This window comes from Bdellovibrio sp. HAGR004 (assembly GCF_055397015.1).
The window spans coordinates 134,807-150,933 of record NZ_AP029176.1; the positions used below are offsets into that span (position 1 = coordinate 134,807).

Sequence of the window (16,127 nt, forward strand, 5' to 3'; positions counted from 1 at the left end):
AGTAAAACCCCTTTCTGTGCTGATGAAATCATGTGTGGGATAGCTACATTTTAGAGCGAGCTTCTGAATTTCTCAAGGCCACGCTAATTCGATCTGAGTCGATGATAATAAACAATTATCGTTAGGTTCAGTATTCTTCGTGAGCGAGTGATTCATTTTCGACGAGGTCAAACACCATTTCGCTAACTTCAATGTCGAACCATTTATTGAACTCTCGTGCGGAACGATCCTTCGGCCACCATGCTGGTTCGGTACACCATGCATTCAACTGTTGCTCGAAGATTCGAGGTTTTACTTTTTGAAGAAAACGCTCAATTGAAGATTCCGTTTCATAGCTAGGAATTAAAAATGCCGTCGGGCTTTGATTCAGTTCTTCGGCAGAAACAATCATTCCTGAGTTGTCTGGAAGACGATTGGCCCAGTCAATGTATGGCTGTTTGACCTTCACAATCGCCGCTATTCGATTGACCACTGGCGGATCAATCTCCCTTTCATCAAGGTCCTCGTTATTTTTCATCACTGAGGCCAACGAGGAACTCGACTGAAACTTTAAATCGGTCTGCAATGCTTTTGATTGTGGCAAGCTGTGGTTTATTCTCACCAGCCTTGAACTTTCTAGCCTGTTCGCCGGATACGCCTAGAAATTCTCCCAATTGATCGTTGGTTAAAAGATTTCTTTCTGTTGCCAGTCTCGTTATCCGTTGACCAAAAATTTGCTTCGTCCGACTGCGCACATTCTCTTTGATAGTCGCTTCAACCTGCTGTCTTTGCGAAGTGAGGTCTTTCTCATTGTCAGTCAAAGGCTTTTGGTCACGTTTTTCAAAAAAGCGTCTGATGTGGAACAAAAGAGTTTCATCATCTTGCTCTGCATTCCACATTTGGAATTTTTCAAACAGAAGATCGTCACTGAATGCCAAATCAGCGGCAAGTACGAGGCTTTGCTCAATATGTTTTGGAAGTGATAGTTTAGCAAAATGATCAAGTACGGGCTTAATTGTATTTCTAACGGAATCAATATGGCTCATTCGAGTTGCTAGTGTGCTCATATTCTACTTTCCTTTCTCATGGATAAATCTTCCATGATTTTAACAGTCCTCGACGGTAACTATCCCAATAGTCCACGCCGTGAGTGTCGATATGGCGATACCATTCTCGGTCACCATTGGAATTGCCCTTAGACAACTCCTGCTTCGTTCGACAGGTGAGGGCAATGATTTTATCAACACCATTCTCCCGCCTAGCCCCGAAACAAATTCTCAACTGGCACGTCGGCCACTTGAACTTAACGTAGTAAAGGCCGCTTCTCGTACCGACTTCTGGCGGCGGCTGATGAACACACTGAGGCCAGTTTGCTCTCAGGGTTTGAGTGTCTTTGTAGACCTCAATCGCCTGATCATCGGAAAATACATTGTCTTTTCGCTCGTGAAACTCCTCATAGTATTTTTCTGTCAGCCAAACCTCAGTAGCCACTCACACTCTCCTTATCGACATTACCCAAAAAAACATTAAATATCAACTAAAATCAATATAAAACAACCAAAATATGTCTCATTTTGAGGCAGATTTTGCCTTTCGTGCTGGCTTCTTAATAAATACGTCCAGGCCACGATTGGATAGCTCTTGGATGAGGTCTTCGGTCTTAAACGAACCTAGAACCGACGAGCCAATGGATTCGCCCTTTTGCTCCATGAACAGCTTTGGTCCTTCCATATCGACAGACTTCAATGATGATGTTGGACTGTAGTCAGGTCCGGCTGGAAGGGCTTTTATGCGCTCTAGCTGGGCTACAGGAAGTCGCCCTTGCGAAAGCCACCTATCAACGACTGACTTCGCAATTCCCAGTTTCTCAGCCAAATCCTCTCGTGTGCCCACTCTCATCTGCAATGCCAGCAATTCATATTTATCAATTTCAATCATTGGAACCTTCGGCATATCCGCTCCATTGGAAAAAGCCAAAAACTTAGCTTTTTATGTCTCATATTGAGAATAAAGCTAAAAAAGCCAAGTCGCAATGGAAAAAGCCAAATAAAAAGCTAAAATAAAGCTAAGAAATTAGCTTTTTATTGGCTTTATTTTCATGGCTTTCAGAATCGCCAATAAAGTATTTGCAAAAACTCAGTTAATTCAATATGGTACGAGCCTGGTTAGGGGTTTTGACTAACTCCTTCTGAGCCAATTCTTTTCCAACGCTACTATAGTCCGCCGGATTAACAGGGTCGAATAAGTCGTCCCCTCTGAGGACGAACTGAAGCGGTCTGTTTCCCTTGTCGTCTAAATCGCCGACGATAATTTCCTTAAAAAGTTTCTGATAGGCCGTCCTCAAGGACACCGGATCATTCTCGGCGATCAACCGCTGAATCTTTTCTGCATTTTCAGCGACATAACTCCAATCAAATCCATCACTCTCGCCCTGTTTCAAAGACTCTCCGATATTTTTAAAGTTTTGTTCCAAGGTCTCTATTTCTGAGTTTTTCTCGCTGATGTTCCTCATAAACTCGTCCCGAATCTCTTTGATTTCTTGTTCCGTTGCACCCTTGGTAATTTGGATCAACGATTTTTTAAGAGAGTCCTTTTCGTCATTCAAGGATGAGATTTTGTCTTTTATTTTCTGCGCTTCGTTTTTTAAAAGATCGTTGCGACTGTTAAGGTCTGAAATTCTTCGTTTCACAGCCTCTTTAAGACGAGCGTTTTTGTCCACAATGTCTTTCACAATCTTAAAAGCCTCTTGCTCCAGGGAATCCGCCCGCATGTTTCTGACTCCAGGTCCGCCATAGTAGTGGTATCGTTCTTTGTTATGTTGACCGACGCCACTTCTACCAGAGAGGGCTTTGCCATCCTTATTCTTTAGCAAGCCCGACAGAAGATAGATTTTTGTCACCTTCGTGTTTTTGATTTTGTCGCTGGACACCTTGCCGATAGTTTTTTGAACTTCAGCCCAAAGCTTTTTATCGACGACGCAACCGTGAGGCAGTTCCACCTCTTCATATTTTTCGTAGGGCATCAGCTTCTTTTGATTTTTGTCCTTGTTGTCTCTGTTGACTTCCCAAAGTCCAATATATTTCTTGTTCGTCAGCAGAGTGTGCAGACTATGCTTTTTGAATGGCTCGCCGTGTTTATTCAGAATTCCTTTTGAATGGCTTTCTTCAAGAGTCTTTTGGAATGATCCGAATTTCACGAAAGTTCGCATGAGCCATTCGACGGTCTTTAGCTCATCGGCATTTGGCGTGTAAAATCCCACCTTCAATTCGTCACCGACCTTGAGTTGATCGAGTCCCAAAACAGGATGGGTAGAATTGAATTTTCCAGAATTGACCATTGCCGAAAAATTGCTTTCCTTTACACGCTTGGAGGTTTGCTCAGACTCATACTGTGCGAACGCCGATAAAATTCTGAGTTGGAAAAGCTGGCCTGGATCGTTTGGATTGAACGGAAAACTTCGGATGACTATTTCACATTCGCTAGTTGTGCAAAGCCGAAAGAATGTCTCCCAGATCGTCGCATCTCTCGCTATTCGAGATATTTCTTTGATGACAACAAACTTAAATTTCTCCCTTTTTATCTCATAGCTCATTCTCTTAAATTCAGGTCGATCATCGTCACGACCTGTCAAACCAGGTTCAATAAAAAATTCCGTAATTTTGTAGTTTACATGTCCCGCCTGACTGCGAATTTCAGCTTCACTTATGGCGATGTTCACTTGTTGTTCTAAAGAGCCTTTTTCGATTGTCACCTGGTCTTCTGTGGACAGGCGTAAGTAAGCGCAACCCTCAAGTGTCGGCCAATCTTCGTTTTGAGGTCTCCAAGAGGCATGATATTTTGATATGGCCTTTCGGCAATCCTCCACTATTTTTTCGATGAGGATTCTCTTTTTGAGTGCTTTTGAAATTTCAGATTTTTTTGTCATAACGTAAGTCCCTTATGATTTCTGAATAGGATTCAGCAAAACGTTGTCCTGTGTCCTCGCCAAGCTCACCGATGACAGTAGCGGTGAATGAAACAGTGCTGAGTCTTTTCTTCTTTGCTGCCAATCGTGCCCGTTTCTTTTGTTTTCCAACGCAAGTTCGACAAGATGATTCGACGCCAAGAATCTTTGAGCGATTTTTATGGAAGCTCCTGAGTGGCTTGGTCGTACCACAGCCTGTGCAAGTCTTTACTGAGTCGGTGTTATCCGGTTCGTTCTTGATCTGGACTGCTTGCGGTGGGCTACTCAGTAGGTCCATCAGTGATCGACCTCTTGCTGAGTGCCTCTAATCGAACTGCAATCAGGGTATTTGGTTAAACCCAAACAAAGGTCGAGGTCGGCTGTTGCAAGCCAACCACAGCGCCCCTCCATTTTGTTAACCAATTGTTTACCCATACCATCATCATATTTCGCATTGCATCAAAAAGCAAACTTTAGGTAGATGTTTATCAAAATGAGACGGATACATTGCGATGTATTGTCTTTAGAGTAAATAAAAGGTATATTTTTGATAGATATGAGGAGGCGGGCGTGGCAAAGGGAAACATGGTTTTTGTTGGCTCCGAAAAACTGAAGCAACTCTTTGAAGCGACTGGGTTAAAGGGCATGGAGTTGGAACGGCTTTTCGAGGTTTCTCATGCTGGATTTTATAAATGGCAAACCAAGGGCATCATACCTGCTGATAAGCTCGGGCATTTGTTGGTTCTCAATAAATTCAATGGCTACGAAATTGAGGCGAAGCCGACTATTGGAAATGAAAACGCCAAAGTCCTCGATTTCATGGTGAAAGATTTCTTCAATAAAGGTGAGCACCTCTATATTGAAGCAAAACCCACCGACGAAAATCTCGAAGCCGTGCGAATGCAGATAAACACTTTCAAAATTCCGGTGACGCTTCTGTATCTATCCAAGGGCGAAATCAAGATGGAAGAGAACGCCAGTATGAGACAGAGGCTTTCAGCGAGTGGTACGCCGACTCCTCAAGGTCTTGCGTCCGCAACGGGCTTGGCTTCCGCAAGTCTCGACGAGTTGGTGCAAGAAATTGAACAAAGAGGATGGCTGATAAAGCTTGAACGAAAAAGCTCTTCGCCTCTGAACGGCAATGCCAAAGTGGTTAAGAAGAAAAAGAATAAATGAGCGAATTACTCAAGTGAATGATCTATGGAATCAAAACGCCAAAATGGGAGTCGTAAAAAATTAAAGCCCTCAGACACGATTAAGCTACGTCTTGATTCATACGTCGAAGGCAATCTCTTTGCCGACATTCAGGCAATGCGGAATGAAATCAATCGGGCAACGCTAAAGGCGAAAGCTCTTACAGGCATTAAGCCGAGAAGTCGCAATAAGAAGTACACCACAGCCCTCAATTGTTTGCTTGCGAATCTTGTCGAATCTGCCCTTCAAGAACTGCCCATAGCTATAGGCCACAGAGAAGATTTTTATAAGAATAAGAAAAAGACGAGGCCAAATCCGAATCGAATATCTGCCTACATTATGACAGCCGTCTTGAAAGAGTTGAGTGATAACAACATAGGGCTAGTCAAACTCGTGCGCCGAGGATTTCACGACAGGAAAAACTATAAGGCTTCGGGGCTGTCGCTTTATATGCCGACAGAAAGCTTCAATCTTTTTAAGCGAATGGCAACGAAAGGCGGGAATCAACTTTTCATTCGACGATTCAAGTCAGAGGGGCAAACAACAAGCAAAGCCGTTGTCTACGAGACCGACGAAAACGATGAGCGACGTTATTATGAACCCGATGTTGGTCATCCTGATGTGGCAAGAACAATCCATGTATTGACCATGCTGGATACGGTTTTACAGAAAGCCAAATTCAAGATCAGAAGCGTTTCGATTGAAGCGCCGACCTTTTGCCGTAGTTTCAGCCCAGACTATGCAAAGCATGGCCGCATTTACTCTGAGGGTGGATCAATCCAGAACTGGAAAAAGAAATTTGTCCGAGACCTGCTAATTGACGACCAGCCCACCGTCGAACTTGACTATTCTTCCACTCACACCGCAATTGCCTACGCAATCAAGGGTGTTCCAATGCCAAGCAAAGATGTTTATGTCCTGCACTCGTTGGCGTCGATTGAAAATCCTGACCTAAGACGAAAACTCGGCAAAGCGTTCACGAATATCATACTCAATGCGGATTCACGCAAAGCCGCCGCCCAAGCCATCGGTAAGGCATTTGCTGATGAGGGTATCAAGTATAAGGCCGACCTTGGCATTTCAATTCCAGACGTGATTGCGGAGATTATAGGGCGACATCAAGCAATAAAGGAATACTTCTTCAGCGGTGCGGGACTTTATTTGATGAAGATCGAGTCCGACATTTGCCTTGAGATAGTTGACCAGTTTGCTCAACTAAATAAGTCGATCATACCTAAACACGATTCTTTTATCGTCAAGATTGAGGATGAAGAGTTGCTTCGCCAAACAATGAAGCAAGCCTGGATACAAGTGCTTTCAAAGATTCGGAATGGAGAGGTGCAAGCTCCCAATATCTCTATAAAAAAGTAAGATTCCTTATTTTGGACAGTATAGGAAAGCGGCTGAACGCAAGTGAAGCGTAGACACGACTTGGGAGTGTCGATAGCCTTTCCGTTCTCTCTGCATGTCCACTCAGCATGTTGATTTTTTTTATCTGCGGATAGCGAGTCAGACTTTCAAAAAAAAGTTTATAGAAAATAATGATAAACTAAAGCCATACCGATTGCTGCAAAAGCTTATGGCAATCAAGGCGAATCTATATGGCAAAGAAAGTTAAACTGACGACCACAATCAACGTCGAAAATAAGGCGTCGCTCGACAAAATGGCTGAAGCCCTTGGCAAGCCAGCCAATCAAATTCTCGACCACATGATCGAAACCTACTATAGAAAGACTTGGCCAAGGCACTTAAAAAACCATCTAGCAGCACGCAAGCGTGAGCTTGAATACATTTTGCGACTTCAGCAAGAAATCGTGTAGTGAGCATCTTCAGGAAAATTCATTGCTTACAGTCAGTATCATACGGCTTTGCTGTGGTCCGGTCGTTCCGGTTAGCAGACAGGCGCACAGTAAACTTGCACTCCACAGACTGTTGAAATGACTTGAGGATATTTCCTGCTTACACGGGCACGTCGGCTGTCCTGAAAATGCCCAAACCGGAGAGGAACCGGAACGATTCTTCACGAAAGCTCTACGAAAGCACCGAACTTCCTAGTCACCCCCTCTTCGGCCCTACGCTGATTTTGTTCGCTCGTATTCCAGGCGATCCAAGAAAAAACTAAAGCTGTCGCCTTCACAGGCAGCGAAATATGAAATCGCCAGCAACTCAGTTGTGAGGTCAATTTCTAAAAGGATGAAAAGCAAACCCAGCGTTGTCTCGAAATTCAATGCGCTCATAGGTGCGGGACTGTGCCGTATGATTTCCACCGCTGACAGCCATAAAGTCTCGGCCTTATCAGATTTCATATTCTACAGCCCTCCGTTTGAGTCCGATATACGTTCGTCATGTGGAATTCCAATAAAGGTTAGGCCGACCATTTTTGGACTCGTCTCTGAAGGATGCGCCCAACGGTCGATTTTGAGCATTTCATCAGCTTGGCAATTTCAACGTAGGACTTTCCTTGCTGCCCCAATTGTAGAATCAAGTCTTTGTTAAAACGCTCTGGGGCGCCAAGGCGCTTTCCTTTTACTGTTCGGGCATATTCGAGTCCCTGGCAGGTTCTTTCCTTCAGAAGAGCGTTGTAAAACTCTGCGAGGCTTCCCAGAATTTGCAGCATCAAACGCCCACTTGCACTGCTGTAGTCGATGTTGTCATCCACAGCGACGAATACAATACCAAGCTGATTGAATTCATCCAATGTCGTTAAAAGCATCTTGAGGCTTCTAAAAAGTCGATCAAACTTCGTTATTACAATGGCGTCGATTTGTTTCGTTCGAGCAAGTTCCATGAGCTTGTGAAATCCAGGTCTGTTGTCGTTTGAACCCGTGTACCCGTGATCGACAATTTCCTCTGTGATTTTCCAACCCTTGTGATTCACGAATGATTTCATCCGTGAAATCTGCAAGTCTGGATTCTGGTCTTTGGTTGCCGTTGAGCATCTAGCATAAATGGCGCATCTCAAGCAGATCCTCCTTTGATATACGGGGGGCGTTGTCGAATCTCGTAAAATTGGAGTCCCAAAAGGGGTACTGACTGGACGGTTTCATAATGAGAGTTTTCAAAATTATTTTTTGGTATCTAAAAATAAAGGGGACTAATTTAATCAAGTATCTCATTTTATCCTCATGTCTCTTGATCGAGGCCGATCCATTTCGGAATCAAACCCGCACCGGAAGTTTTAAGTTCAAAGAACACGGGATTAGCCTCGGGAAAGCCTTTGAATTGAAGGTCTATCTGAGTCACTCGTTCGGCGGGCTTCGAGCAATAGAAACCAAAATCAATCCAGCTAAATAGATTGCCGCTTCCTCGAAGAGACTCGCCGCCCGTTTTACTTCCCTTGCGGTTGTGGTGGACCAATGTAATCGTGCATCCAGTATCGAGTTGAATTTGCCGTAGGCTTGAAAGAACTGAGTTCAACTGTCCAGAGTGATTCTCTGAGACATTTCCTAAACAGCGAACCAACGGGTCAATCACCGTAAAGCGGATTGAATGGCGCTCAATCAGCAGTTTCAAGTCAGCCAGTGCCTCGTCGGAATCCAGACGAAATTCGTTCGTTGGGCAGACCATCAGTCGACTCATTTCCGAAAGTGAAATGCCACGACCATGCGCCATCAACTCAAGTCGTGAGCGAACAATTTCAGAGGAGTCTTCAAGGGGCAGATAAAGAACGGTCTCTGGATTTGGAACATCATAAACGCCAAAACACTTTGAGCTAGTGCTAAGGCTCAAAAGAAGTTCCGCACAGGCCCAACTCTTTCGACATTTCGGTGGACCGGATATAACTCCGACAGAAGAGGAGGGAAGTAGACGATCAATGAGAAATTTGCTCGCTTCAGGACGAGCTTTTAAATCGTTTGGTTTGAAAACTTGAAGTGCCATTTTCAGCCCTTTCAAAAAGGGCCAATAACTTAGGCCCTCATTTTTTCATTTTTTCTGCGATTGCTTTGGCGGCTCGCTGTCTTAGTGTTTCAGCCATCGCCCCATCTTTCTTGCAATCACGATCATACTTTTCTTTTACTGACACACGAATCACATCGGCATCGGTCATAGCTCCGCCAGAAAGAGCATTGATAACGTAGATCAGTTCCAAATACTCCGGCTCTAGTCGCACCGACACGCTGATGGTTTTGTTTTCTGGTTTCTTCTTCATTTCTCAATTTTGGATACTCCAGAGTCAATTTGTCAACTTACTTACAATCTATCTTGCATTATTTTACGCAAGTTGTCAAAATGTAGATGATCCATGATCGTGAATCGGATCAATACGAGTCGGTTTTAAAGCCCCTGAAAAGGCAGCACTGACGATGAGTTCGGAGCTTGGTCTCGGTCCCGATCCAAGAATGTAAATTCCCGTAACACGATCATAAATAGTTACGTGATTACAATGGGTTGAGGCCGATAAGGTGGAGTATGAGCAAAGTTAAAGTTCACGACATTCTTAGAACGCTCGCTGATGAGCGTGGTTTAAATATGAAAGACCTGAGCAAGGCCGTAGGTATTCCACATAGTACCCTCTCGACCTATTTTGCCTCGAAGAAGGCAACTTACCAGGCGGAGCACCTTATTGCTTTGGCTGAATTCTTTGGTGTCACGACTGACTTTCTTTTAACGGGCAAACATTCCGGCACCAAAGCATTGAACTCACTTAAAACAGAAAATCTATTCTCCGGTTGGGTGCGTTTAAAAATTGAAAGGGCGATTCCTGATGGTGAGGAAGGCGGTCCAAAATGAGATTTGCCTTTCTTATTTTTTTTGCACTGCTTGGACTCAATGCCAATGCAAATGACATTGCTCCGAAAGTCGATACAGATCAGATTCGATTCGCTGGCGATTTTGACAGGGAAGCAATTCGCCGTTCAGTAAAAGCGCACAAAACAAAATTTCAACTCTGCAAATCTACCCAGTCGTCGATTGATTTCAGCGTGGAATTTCAGATTGATCAAAAAGGCAAGGCTCGGGCCATTGCAAACAATGGCTATCCATTGCCGTCTGACAATGCACTGGATTGTGTTAGTAAAGCTTTGGGCGAAATACAATTTCCGGTTCCGGCATCCGATTCAACAGACTCCGTGATTTTGCCCATCAGATATGACGAAGCCAAGACCGTGACTGTAGTTCAAAACCAAAAATCATCTGTGCCAGATACCGACAAAAATTTATCAGAATCAGAAGCCGACAAAAAGAATCTTGAATATCTAGAGCAAGTGAAGGCCAATGCGCTTCGTGAAATGAACGCCCAAGCCGCAAAGCAAAATGCACAACTCAAGGCCGCTCTTGCTTGCAATGATCGTTCGCTCTCTCTCGAAGCCCGCAATCAATGTCTTGATCAAGCGAAATACGGAGGTCTATCTGAGTCGGCAAAAACTTGTCACAAAAATTGTGACTCGCAGAGAATGAATCTGGAAGTTAGTTGCCAAAGATGCGGCGGCGGAACCGTCGCAAGACAGAATTGCATTTCTTCGTGTCAACGGAACATCGCCAGCCAAATCGACCAGTGCAAAACAGGCTGTCGGTGAGGAGGATGCTTGGACTGTGTAATATCGCTGAGAAGCAAAATTTTTTTGGTCCTTATGCTTTCACTCGTATTAACGTCGTGCCTCGGACAAAATTCCGGTCAAAGCGATTCGCCTTCGTCCAATGAGACTCTCGACGATGGCGGACGCTATCTTAAATCTCAATTCTACATTGCTGATTTGAATGGAACCGAAATCACAAAAGAAGATGCGGCGAATTTTAACGACGTGCTTATTTGCGAACGGCGTTCCGGCTTTTGTGAAAGCGTCTGTATCAATCAAATTTACTATTCCACCCCATACAAACGTTATTCGCTTCTTTGGAGCGGCTATATTTATGGCGGAACTTGTTCGGTTTACGTCTTGGGCCACAATGACAGCGACGCAGGTAAACCTTTATACAAATACTATAGCGGGGTTTACGTTCAGCCGAATCCTCCGTCTGTTTTAGGATATTGCGACGGTGTATCTGTAGCGAGTCCGAATGCAATTGGACGCTATGACTTCACAGAAAACCGAGTCCCTAGCGGCGATCCTACCCCAGACCCTTGGGGGCGTCGGCTCTACTATGCTTTAGACACAATGGACTTAACTGGAAATCCTTCAGGACGCACATTTGTTCGGTCCTATGAGCCTGTTCAAGACAGTAACTCAGTACATTTGTTTTCTTATATGGTCGGCGGTCTTGAAACCACATGGCAGACCGTCAATGGATTCTCTTGTGTTCGTGAAAATCAAATTACGGATGCTGCGATCTTAAATCTTCAATAGGCATTTGAACTGCAAAGAAAGGACATCCAGATGGCAGAAAAAATCTTAGTGATAGGGGCGGTGTTATTCCTATTGAATCTTGTTTTCATGCACGGATATTTTTTCTTAAAAGCAAAACGCCGACTTGAAAACGAAATAAATTCTCTTCCTAACGATGCAGAGGCAGTGATCCTAAAAAGGTCCGCCGAACTCAAAAACGTCCGAAAGACTGGAAAGAAAATCTCGTTTGAATTGGCTGCCTCAACTTTGAAGTTGTCCGACCTTTTAGCGGACGAAAAAGAAGACCTTTGGAATGTTGTTTCACCTCAACGCTTCGACATCACAAAGACATGGTACAGAGGATTTCAGACCTGGAATCTGGCGATAGCGAGTCAGGGAATCGGTGCAAGAATAGTCGGAATCGGCTTTATCTTATTCGCCGTCACGACATTCTGGGGCATCGTCGGAGCAATCGTGTGGGCTTTCATGGCAAGTCAATTCGAGGCTCAGTTAGGATCAATTCTCAAGGAACGACAAGGACCAGTGAAAGCGGCGTCTTAAAGAAGGGGTGAGAAAATCCCACCCCTCCACGGATACTCAAGGCACCTCAAGACTTGTAATGGGTGAACCGACCGCTACTTGGTCTGATTCACGGACATCCAGCGATAAAACGCCATAGACATCATCAATGTGGTAGCGAAATACTCCGTCAGTATTGTAAACCCGCAAGTAAGGACCAGCAGCATCGTATTCCAAATGCGTAGGCGCAGCCGATAGATTCAGAGTTTCGATAGTGACCGATTGACTTGGATCGCTTGGCTTCAGAGTTTCGAGTTTTATGGAACTTCCTTGAGCCGAATAAATGAACCGATTGCGAACACGCATCGTTGCCATAGTCCCTGGGCCGCTTTCATAGTCACTCAAATCCGGCTCGGGACTCCATGTTCCCGAGAAGCTTCCCAGGCTATCAATCTGCTGAGTGGCGTGACCAATGCCATCAATGTAGTAGTGAAGCAGATTCGATATGACCCCTATCTGCGTGAGAGATTGATTTGTGGCGAGGAGTTTGAGTTCCTTATCGACCTTGCTGCCGTCGGGCAATACCCATCTAGTTTGAACTTGTCCTGGCCCAGCACCCGAGCCGTTCACGATTTCAAATTCCATCTTAAATGAAAATGGCATGACAGATAAATTCAGTGGGGTATCGAATTCCGAATCCGTCGTCTCAGCCACAATTGAAAAATCTGTAGGGGCCAAAGGAGCATTCGGCGTGCCACTGATCGCACATGTCACTGGGTCAAGGCTGAGGCCAAGACTCGTAAACAAGGCTGCATTCGTGCCAAGTCTACATTCCACAATCGACGTACTTGGAGTGAGTTGGTTTTCAACGTGCAAAGAGCCAAACCCGAACACGGTCTGCCGTCCTGGGGCATTCGCATAACTTAAAACGGTGTTTTCTGGAGTGTGGCTTGGAAGGCTTCCGCTCCCTCCACCCCCGCCGCCACTACATGCAGCGAGTGTGAAGCAAAAAATCATAATCATGGTCTTAAACTGTCTCATTCTGAGATCCTTTCGTTAGGGCGTGCGAGATTGCCGCCTCGGAAGGAATTATCGGTTTTGAATAAGCCGGACTTTTTGGAAGGCCGTTTCAACGGTTGGATTTCAAAAGCGGAGGCCATACCCTGAAGGGGTGCAGAACATCAAAGGACCAAGAAAATCAAATAGTAGCGACAAGGCATTAGAGCTTGTGGCCGTGCGGGTCGGTGCCAGCTTTCTGGGAATTTTATCCGCACACTTGATCTTGAACGGTCAGACGCCAACGCCGAAGGAATTTGTTCCGATCTATCTGACGGGGTTTTTGTCGGTGTATGCGTTCATAAAGAACAATTGCAAGCTCACGGAATTTGGTTCATTCGCTAAACAGTATCCCATAAGCTTTTTAGCCAACCTGAGTATGCCCATGTTCGGTTTTTTATTTTTCCTGATCGGACAAGCCTTTGTCTTTTCACGACAAGACCTGATCCAGCCCATTGTTGGCGTTTTCCAGTTATCCGACGTTTCGTTATTCTCCGCAATTTGCGGTTGGGTGCTTGTTCACTTCGGAACGAATCTCATTTACCGAGACCTTACAAATTCGTTTCTACCATTCACGATAGACAAGTATTTGCTGGCCCCCGCTGACGGCTGGCTTATGGGTCTACTGGTTTACTATTTCTCGGTAAGATGACCGCATGGCAATCGGTGAATGGCCTCAGTTGCGAATCGAACGAAATCGCAGACAACGTGATTTCAAATCTTCAGTGGGAATCGTTATGCGCCTTTTAGCTCTTCAACAATTTCTGGCTTCTTAAAAATGATTTCCAGCAGACGATAGACAGAGCCAGAGGGTTTTCGCAACCCCTGTTCCCAATGGCGAATGGTTCCAATATCCACATTAAGAAGCGATGCAAATTCGAGTTGCGTGCAATCAAGCACCTCAGTGCGAAGGCGTTTGATTTCAGTTTTGGAAAATTCGGGTGCAGGTGGAGCTAGTTCCCGCTCGACAGTTTTAAGTTTGATCTCGCCACGTTCGTGCGCCACAGCGTCAGTTAGGCCAGAGATTAAAGCTTGCCCTAAAACGGATTTCTTTTTTGCTTTCATGGCTTGCTCTCCTTTTTCAAAGTCACGACCAGTTCACGAATCATTTTCTTTTCATCCGGCGTGATGTCGTCGGACTCACCCTTTTTCAAAAGAAACAACAAGTGCGTTTTTTCGACGTGGGGCAAATCCAAAAACAAAACTCTGATGCCGCCTCGCTTGCCTTTGCCCCTGGATTCATCGGCCAGTCGGAACTTTCTAACGCCGCCAGTTCCAGGTACGATGTCTCCCACTTCGGGGTTATTGAGAATGGCGTTTTCAATCTCACGAGCTTTCGCATCAGAGTCGCTAAACTCTGCGAGTCGGGGCTGAATCGGTGGTGCGTATACAAAGACTCGTCTCACTTCATCAAGGTACTACAGAGTAGTAGTTAATGCAAGTCGAAAGCTGATTTTCTCAAATTGAGACGCCAGACCTCATAAAATGGCCCTTATCGTGAAATTACAGGCCGATTGGCGAGTGTCCAGCTATGAGTCTCTGAAAGGCTTTAGGGGCCTGGGTGCCCCATCACCGACTAAAAGACTCCGTTCTTCTTCAAAATTTTCATAACCGTAGCCGCTTGCCATTTCGCTTTTCGTGATTTGGTTGGAACCTTCATTGAGTTTAGAATTTCGGCGATCTTCCAATAGCTGAAACCCTGACCTCGCAAAGCCTTCATTTTTTCGATCACTGCTAGTTCTTGTTTATTCTGTTGAATAAGGGCTTTGACTCTTTTTTCACCGAATCCAACTTGGCCTTTATTCAGGCGTTGCTTGGAGTCCGTGGGTCTCAGTGGAATATCCCAAAGCGTTAAATAGCGTCTTACGGTTTCTTTGGCGGAAGAAATCTCTCTTGCAATCTGACTAACGGAGTTCATTTCTAACGCATATTTCTGCCAGAGGAAGCTCTTTGACAAGGATCGAGGAATGCAGTTAACTGTTGAAAGCACTACGGATTCCGGCAGCGGAACAGTAGTAGTAATGGCTCTGAAGTACTGAGCCATTTCTTTAATGATTTCAATAATTTAAGTCATATTGTAGGTGGTTTTCAGGTAGGGTTTGTAGGTGGCTACATTAAAGCCCCAATCCATTTTATCCGATTCATTCGGTGGAGTGGACAAATGGCAAAGAAAAAAGACCAGAAAACCAAATCAGCAAATACTAAAAAATCAAAATCTTCAGAGATAAATCCTGAATTAAAATCACCAGAAAAAACATTAAAAAGTCGTGGAACTTTTTGGGTGAACGAAAGAGAAAACGGAAAGTGGAGAGTCCTCTTTCAAAATTGGTCTAACGGAAAAAAAGAAAAAACTGAAACTATTCCAAAATCAATGTATCCAGAACTTGGTCTCAAGCCATATCCAGAAATGGCTGTGGACGATGCCAAGCAAGCAATCACTGACTACAATAAAATTAGAAAAAAAGACATTAAGATTTCACAATCACAAATCAGAGCCTTGAAACGAATCCAAGAAATGAAGGAATATGATAAAACAATTTTTCCTCCTCAATTAGTTTCAGAGTTTGTCAGTCGTCTTCGTTCACGAAGCGAGGGTAAAGATAGATTTAAAAATAGATTGGTTCGTAATTTTGAAATCGTTCAAGAAATGTGTGTTGAACTTAATTTGCTTCCACACGATTACGAGGCCAATCTTGATAAAATCACCGCCTATTTCAAGGACGAAAGCCGACAATACTCTGTTTCTTACTCAGAAGACATTTTGTGGGTTCTAAATAAGTGGGGACATTTTTATAGTCGTCATAGGAAGACTTTTTTTGAACCCATTGGTAGACTTAAAAATAAAACCAGAAAATCAATTAAATCTGAAAATATCAAAAAGAGTGGTGTCCGTAGAGAAAGTTTACCAATGACTTTGGAACTTCTTAAAAAATTAAGAAGTAAAATTGATACGACAAAGTTAGAAGAGGTTTACAAATATAATTGGGTTTTTATCTCATTTGTTTTTGGACTTCGTCCCTCTGAATGTGATTCAGTAATCAAAGACAAATCAATTTTGAATATAAATGGAATCACCGCAATTAAAGCCATTCAAACAAAATTGTCTGAACTTGAAGAAAGTGAACAAATCAAAAGAATAGTAACCCCTGCGTAATACGCGTCTTCCGTCCGAT

22 protein-coding genes are annotated in these 16,127 nt (G+C 44.1%); 9 read left to right on the forward strand and 13 right to left on the reverse strand.

What is annotated here, in order from left to right; all coding sequences use genetic code 11:
* Window positions 1-127 precede the first annotated feature (127 nt).
* The 5 genes from ACZ5ZV_RS00725 to ACZ5ZV_RS00745 all read right to left on the reverse strand — a co-directional run bounded on the left by ACZ5ZV_RS00725 (window position 128) and on the right by ACZ5ZV_RS00745 (window position 3,904).
* On the reverse strand, window positions 128-517 hold the full coding sequence (locus tag ACZ5ZV_RS00725; protein ID WP_464119328.1) for a hypothetical protein: 390 nt from the start codon (window positions 515-517) through the stop codon (window positions 128-130).
* Window positions 507-1,046, reverse strand: a complete 540-nt coding sequence (locus tag ACZ5ZV_RS00730) for a helix-turn-helix domain-containing protein (RefSeq protein WP_464119330.1) — start codon at window positions 1,044-1,046, stop codon at window positions 507-509. The genes ACZ5ZV_RS00725 and ACZ5ZV_RS00730 overlap by 11 nt, the downstream gene beginning before the upstream one ends.
* Window positions 1,047-1,062: 16 nt before the next feature.
* Window positions 1,063-1,470 carry a hypothetical protein gene (locus ACZ5ZV_RS00735; protein WP_464119332.1) on the reverse strand — a complete coding sequence of 136 codons (408 nt, stop codon included), beginning with the start codon at window positions 1,468-1,470 and terminating at the stop codon, window positions 1,063-1,065.
* A gap of 78 nt (window positions 1,471-1,548) precedes the next feature.
* Entirely contained in the window at window positions 1,549-1,917 is a 369-nt protein-coding gene (locus ACZ5ZV_RS00740; protein ID WP_464119334.1) for a hypothetical protein, read from the reverse strand.
* Window positions 1,918-2,119: 202 nt separating this feature from the next.
* Entirely contained in the window at window positions 2,120-3,904 is a 1,785-nt protein-coding gene (locus tag ACZ5ZV_RS00745) for a recombinase family protein (RefSeq protein ID WP_464119336.1), read from the reverse strand.
* 588 nt (window positions 3,905-4,492) lie between these two features.
* Here ACZ5ZV_RS00745 and ACZ5ZV_RS00750 point away from each other — a divergent pair.
* The 3 genes from ACZ5ZV_RS00750 (at window position 4,493) to ACZ5ZV_RS00760 (ending at window position 6,936) form a co-directional block, all read left to right on the forward strand.
* Window positions 4,493-5,098 carry a hypothetical protein gene (locus tag ACZ5ZV_RS00750; protein ID WP_464119338.1) on the forward strand — a complete coding sequence of 202 codons (606 nt, stop codon included), beginning with the start codon at window positions 4,493-4,495 and terminating at the stop codon, window positions 5,096-5,098.
* Between the two features lie 24 nt (window positions 5,099-5,122).
* Window positions 5,123-6,487 carry a hypothetical protein gene (locus tag ACZ5ZV_RS00755; RefSeq protein WP_464119340.1) on the forward strand — a complete coding sequence of 455 codons (1,365 nt, stop codon included), beginning with the start codon at window positions 5,123-5,125 and terminating at the stop codon, window positions 6,485-6,487.
* Window positions 6,488-6,717: 230 nt separating this feature from the next.
* Window positions 6,718-6,936, forward strand: a complete 219-nt coding sequence (locus ACZ5ZV_RS00760; RefSeq protein ID WP_464119342.1) for a hypothetical protein — start codon at window positions 6,718-6,720, stop codon at window positions 6,934-6,936.
* A gap of 252 nt (window positions 6,937-7,188) precedes the next feature.
* On the opposite strand, the gene ACZ5ZV_RS00765 is transcribed toward ACZ5ZV_RS00760, so the two are convergent.
* From ACZ5ZV_RS00765 to ACZ5ZV_RS00780, 4 genes are all read right to left on the reverse strand, one after another.
* Window positions 7,189-7,422, reverse strand: coding sequence for a hypothetical protein (locus ACZ5ZV_RS00765; RefSeq protein WP_464119344.1), 234 nt, complete (start codon window positions 7,420-7,422; stop codon window positions 7,189-7,191).
* A 59-nt stretch (window positions 7,423-7,481) separates the two neighbouring features.
* Window positions 7,482-8,078 carry a recombinase family protein gene (locus ACZ5ZV_RS00770; protein ID WP_464119346.1) on the reverse strand — a complete coding sequence of 199 codons (597 nt, stop codon included), beginning with the start codon at window positions 8,076-8,078 and terminating at the stop codon, window positions 7,482-7,484.
* 161 nt (window positions 8,079-8,239) lie between these two features.
* Window positions 8,240-8,995, reverse strand: a complete 756-nt coding sequence (locus tag ACZ5ZV_RS00775) for an AAA family ATPase (RefSeq protein WP_464119348.1) — start codon at window positions 8,993-8,995, stop codon at window positions 8,240-8,242.
* Window positions 8,996-9,032: 37 nt separating this feature from the next.
* Entirely contained in the window at window positions 9,033-9,266 is a 234-nt protein-coding gene (locus ACZ5ZV_RS00780; protein ID WP_464119350.1) for a hypothetical protein, read from the reverse strand.
* Window positions 9,267-9,526: 260 nt separating this feature from the next.
* Here ACZ5ZV_RS00780 and ACZ5ZV_RS00785 point away from each other — a divergent pair, with 260 nt between their 5' ends.
* The 4 genes from ACZ5ZV_RS00785 to ACZ5ZV_RS00800 are packed head-to-tail and all read left to right on the forward strand — an operon-like array spanning window position 9,527 to window position 11,940.
* A complete protein-coding gene (locus ACZ5ZV_RS00785) occupies window positions 9,527-9,847 on the forward strand; it encodes a helix-turn-helix domain-containing protein (RefSeq protein WP_464119352.1) in 321 nt (106 codons plus the stop codon).
* Window positions 9,844-10,632, forward strand: coding sequence for a hypothetical protein (locus ACZ5ZV_RS00790; protein ID WP_464119354.1), 789 nt, complete (start codon window positions 9,844-9,846; stop codon window positions 10,630-10,632). The genes ACZ5ZV_RS00785 and ACZ5ZV_RS00790 overlap by 4 nt, the downstream gene beginning before the upstream one ends.
* A gap of 9 nt (window positions 10,633-10,641) precedes the next feature.
* Window positions 10,642-11,400 carry a hypothetical protein gene (locus ACZ5ZV_RS00795; RefSeq protein ID WP_464119356.1) on the forward strand — a complete coding sequence of 253 codons (759 nt, stop codon included), beginning with the start codon at window positions 10,642-10,644 and terminating at the stop codon, window positions 11,398-11,400.
* 30 nt (window positions 11,401-11,430) lie between these two features.
* Window positions 11,431-11,940 carry a hypothetical protein gene (locus ACZ5ZV_RS00800; protein WP_464119358.1) on the forward strand — a complete coding sequence of 170 codons (510 nt, stop codon included), beginning with the start codon at window positions 11,431-11,433 and terminating at the stop codon, window positions 11,938-11,940.
* A 36-nt stretch (window positions 11,941-11,976) separates the two neighbouring features.
* Here the strand turns inward: ACZ5ZV_RS00800 and ACZ5ZV_RS00805 are convergent, their stop codons facing one another.
* Window positions 11,977-12,939, reverse strand: coding sequence for a hypothetical protein (locus ACZ5ZV_RS00805; protein ID WP_464119360.1), 963 nt, complete (start codon window positions 12,937-12,939; stop codon window positions 11,977-11,979).
* Window positions 12,940-13,069: 130 nt separating this feature from the next.
* On the opposite strand from ACZ5ZV_RS00805, the gene ACZ5ZV_RS00810 reads away from it, so the two are divergent.
* A complete protein-coding gene (locus ACZ5ZV_RS00810; protein WP_464119362.1) occupies window positions 13,070-13,606 on the forward strand; it encodes a hypothetical protein in 537 nt (178 codons plus the stop codon).
* An 83-nt stretch (window positions 13,607-13,689) separates the two neighbouring features.
* Here the strand turns inward: ACZ5ZV_RS00810 and ACZ5ZV_RS00815 are convergent, their stop codons facing one another.
* The 3 genes from ACZ5ZV_RS00815 to ACZ5ZV_RS00825 all read right to left on the reverse strand — a co-directional run bounded on the left by ACZ5ZV_RS00815 (window position 13,690) and on the right by ACZ5ZV_RS00825 (window position 14,872).
* Window positions 13,690-14,019, reverse strand: coding sequence for a helix-turn-helix domain-containing protein (locus ACZ5ZV_RS00815; RefSeq protein ID WP_464119363.1), 330 nt, complete (start codon window positions 14,017-14,019; stop codon window positions 13,690-13,692).
* Window positions 14,016-14,360: a hypothetical protein gene (locus ACZ5ZV_RS00820; RefSeq protein ID WP_464119365.1), complete on the reverse strand. Its 345-nt coding sequence runs from the start codon at window positions 14,358-14,360 to the stop codon at window positions 14,016-14,018. Before ACZ5ZV_RS00820 ends, ACZ5ZV_RS00815 begins: the two co-directional genes overlap by 4 nt.
* 170 nt (window positions 14,361-14,530) lie before the next feature.
* A complete protein-coding gene (locus tag ACZ5ZV_RS00825) occupies window positions 14,531-14,872 on the reverse strand; it encodes a recombinase family protein (protein ID WP_464119367.1) in 342 nt (113 codons plus the stop codon).
* A gap of 243 nt (window positions 14,873-15,115) precedes the next feature.
* Between ACZ5ZV_RS00825 and ACZ5ZV_RS00830 the strand changes: the two genes are divergently transcribed.
* Complete coding sequence (locus ACZ5ZV_RS00830; RefSeq protein WP_464119369.1) at window positions 15,116-16,108, forward strand: hypothetical protein; 993 nt, start codon at window positions 15,116-15,118, stop codon at window positions 16,106-16,108.
* Window positions 16,109-16,127 lie beyond the last annotated feature (19 nt).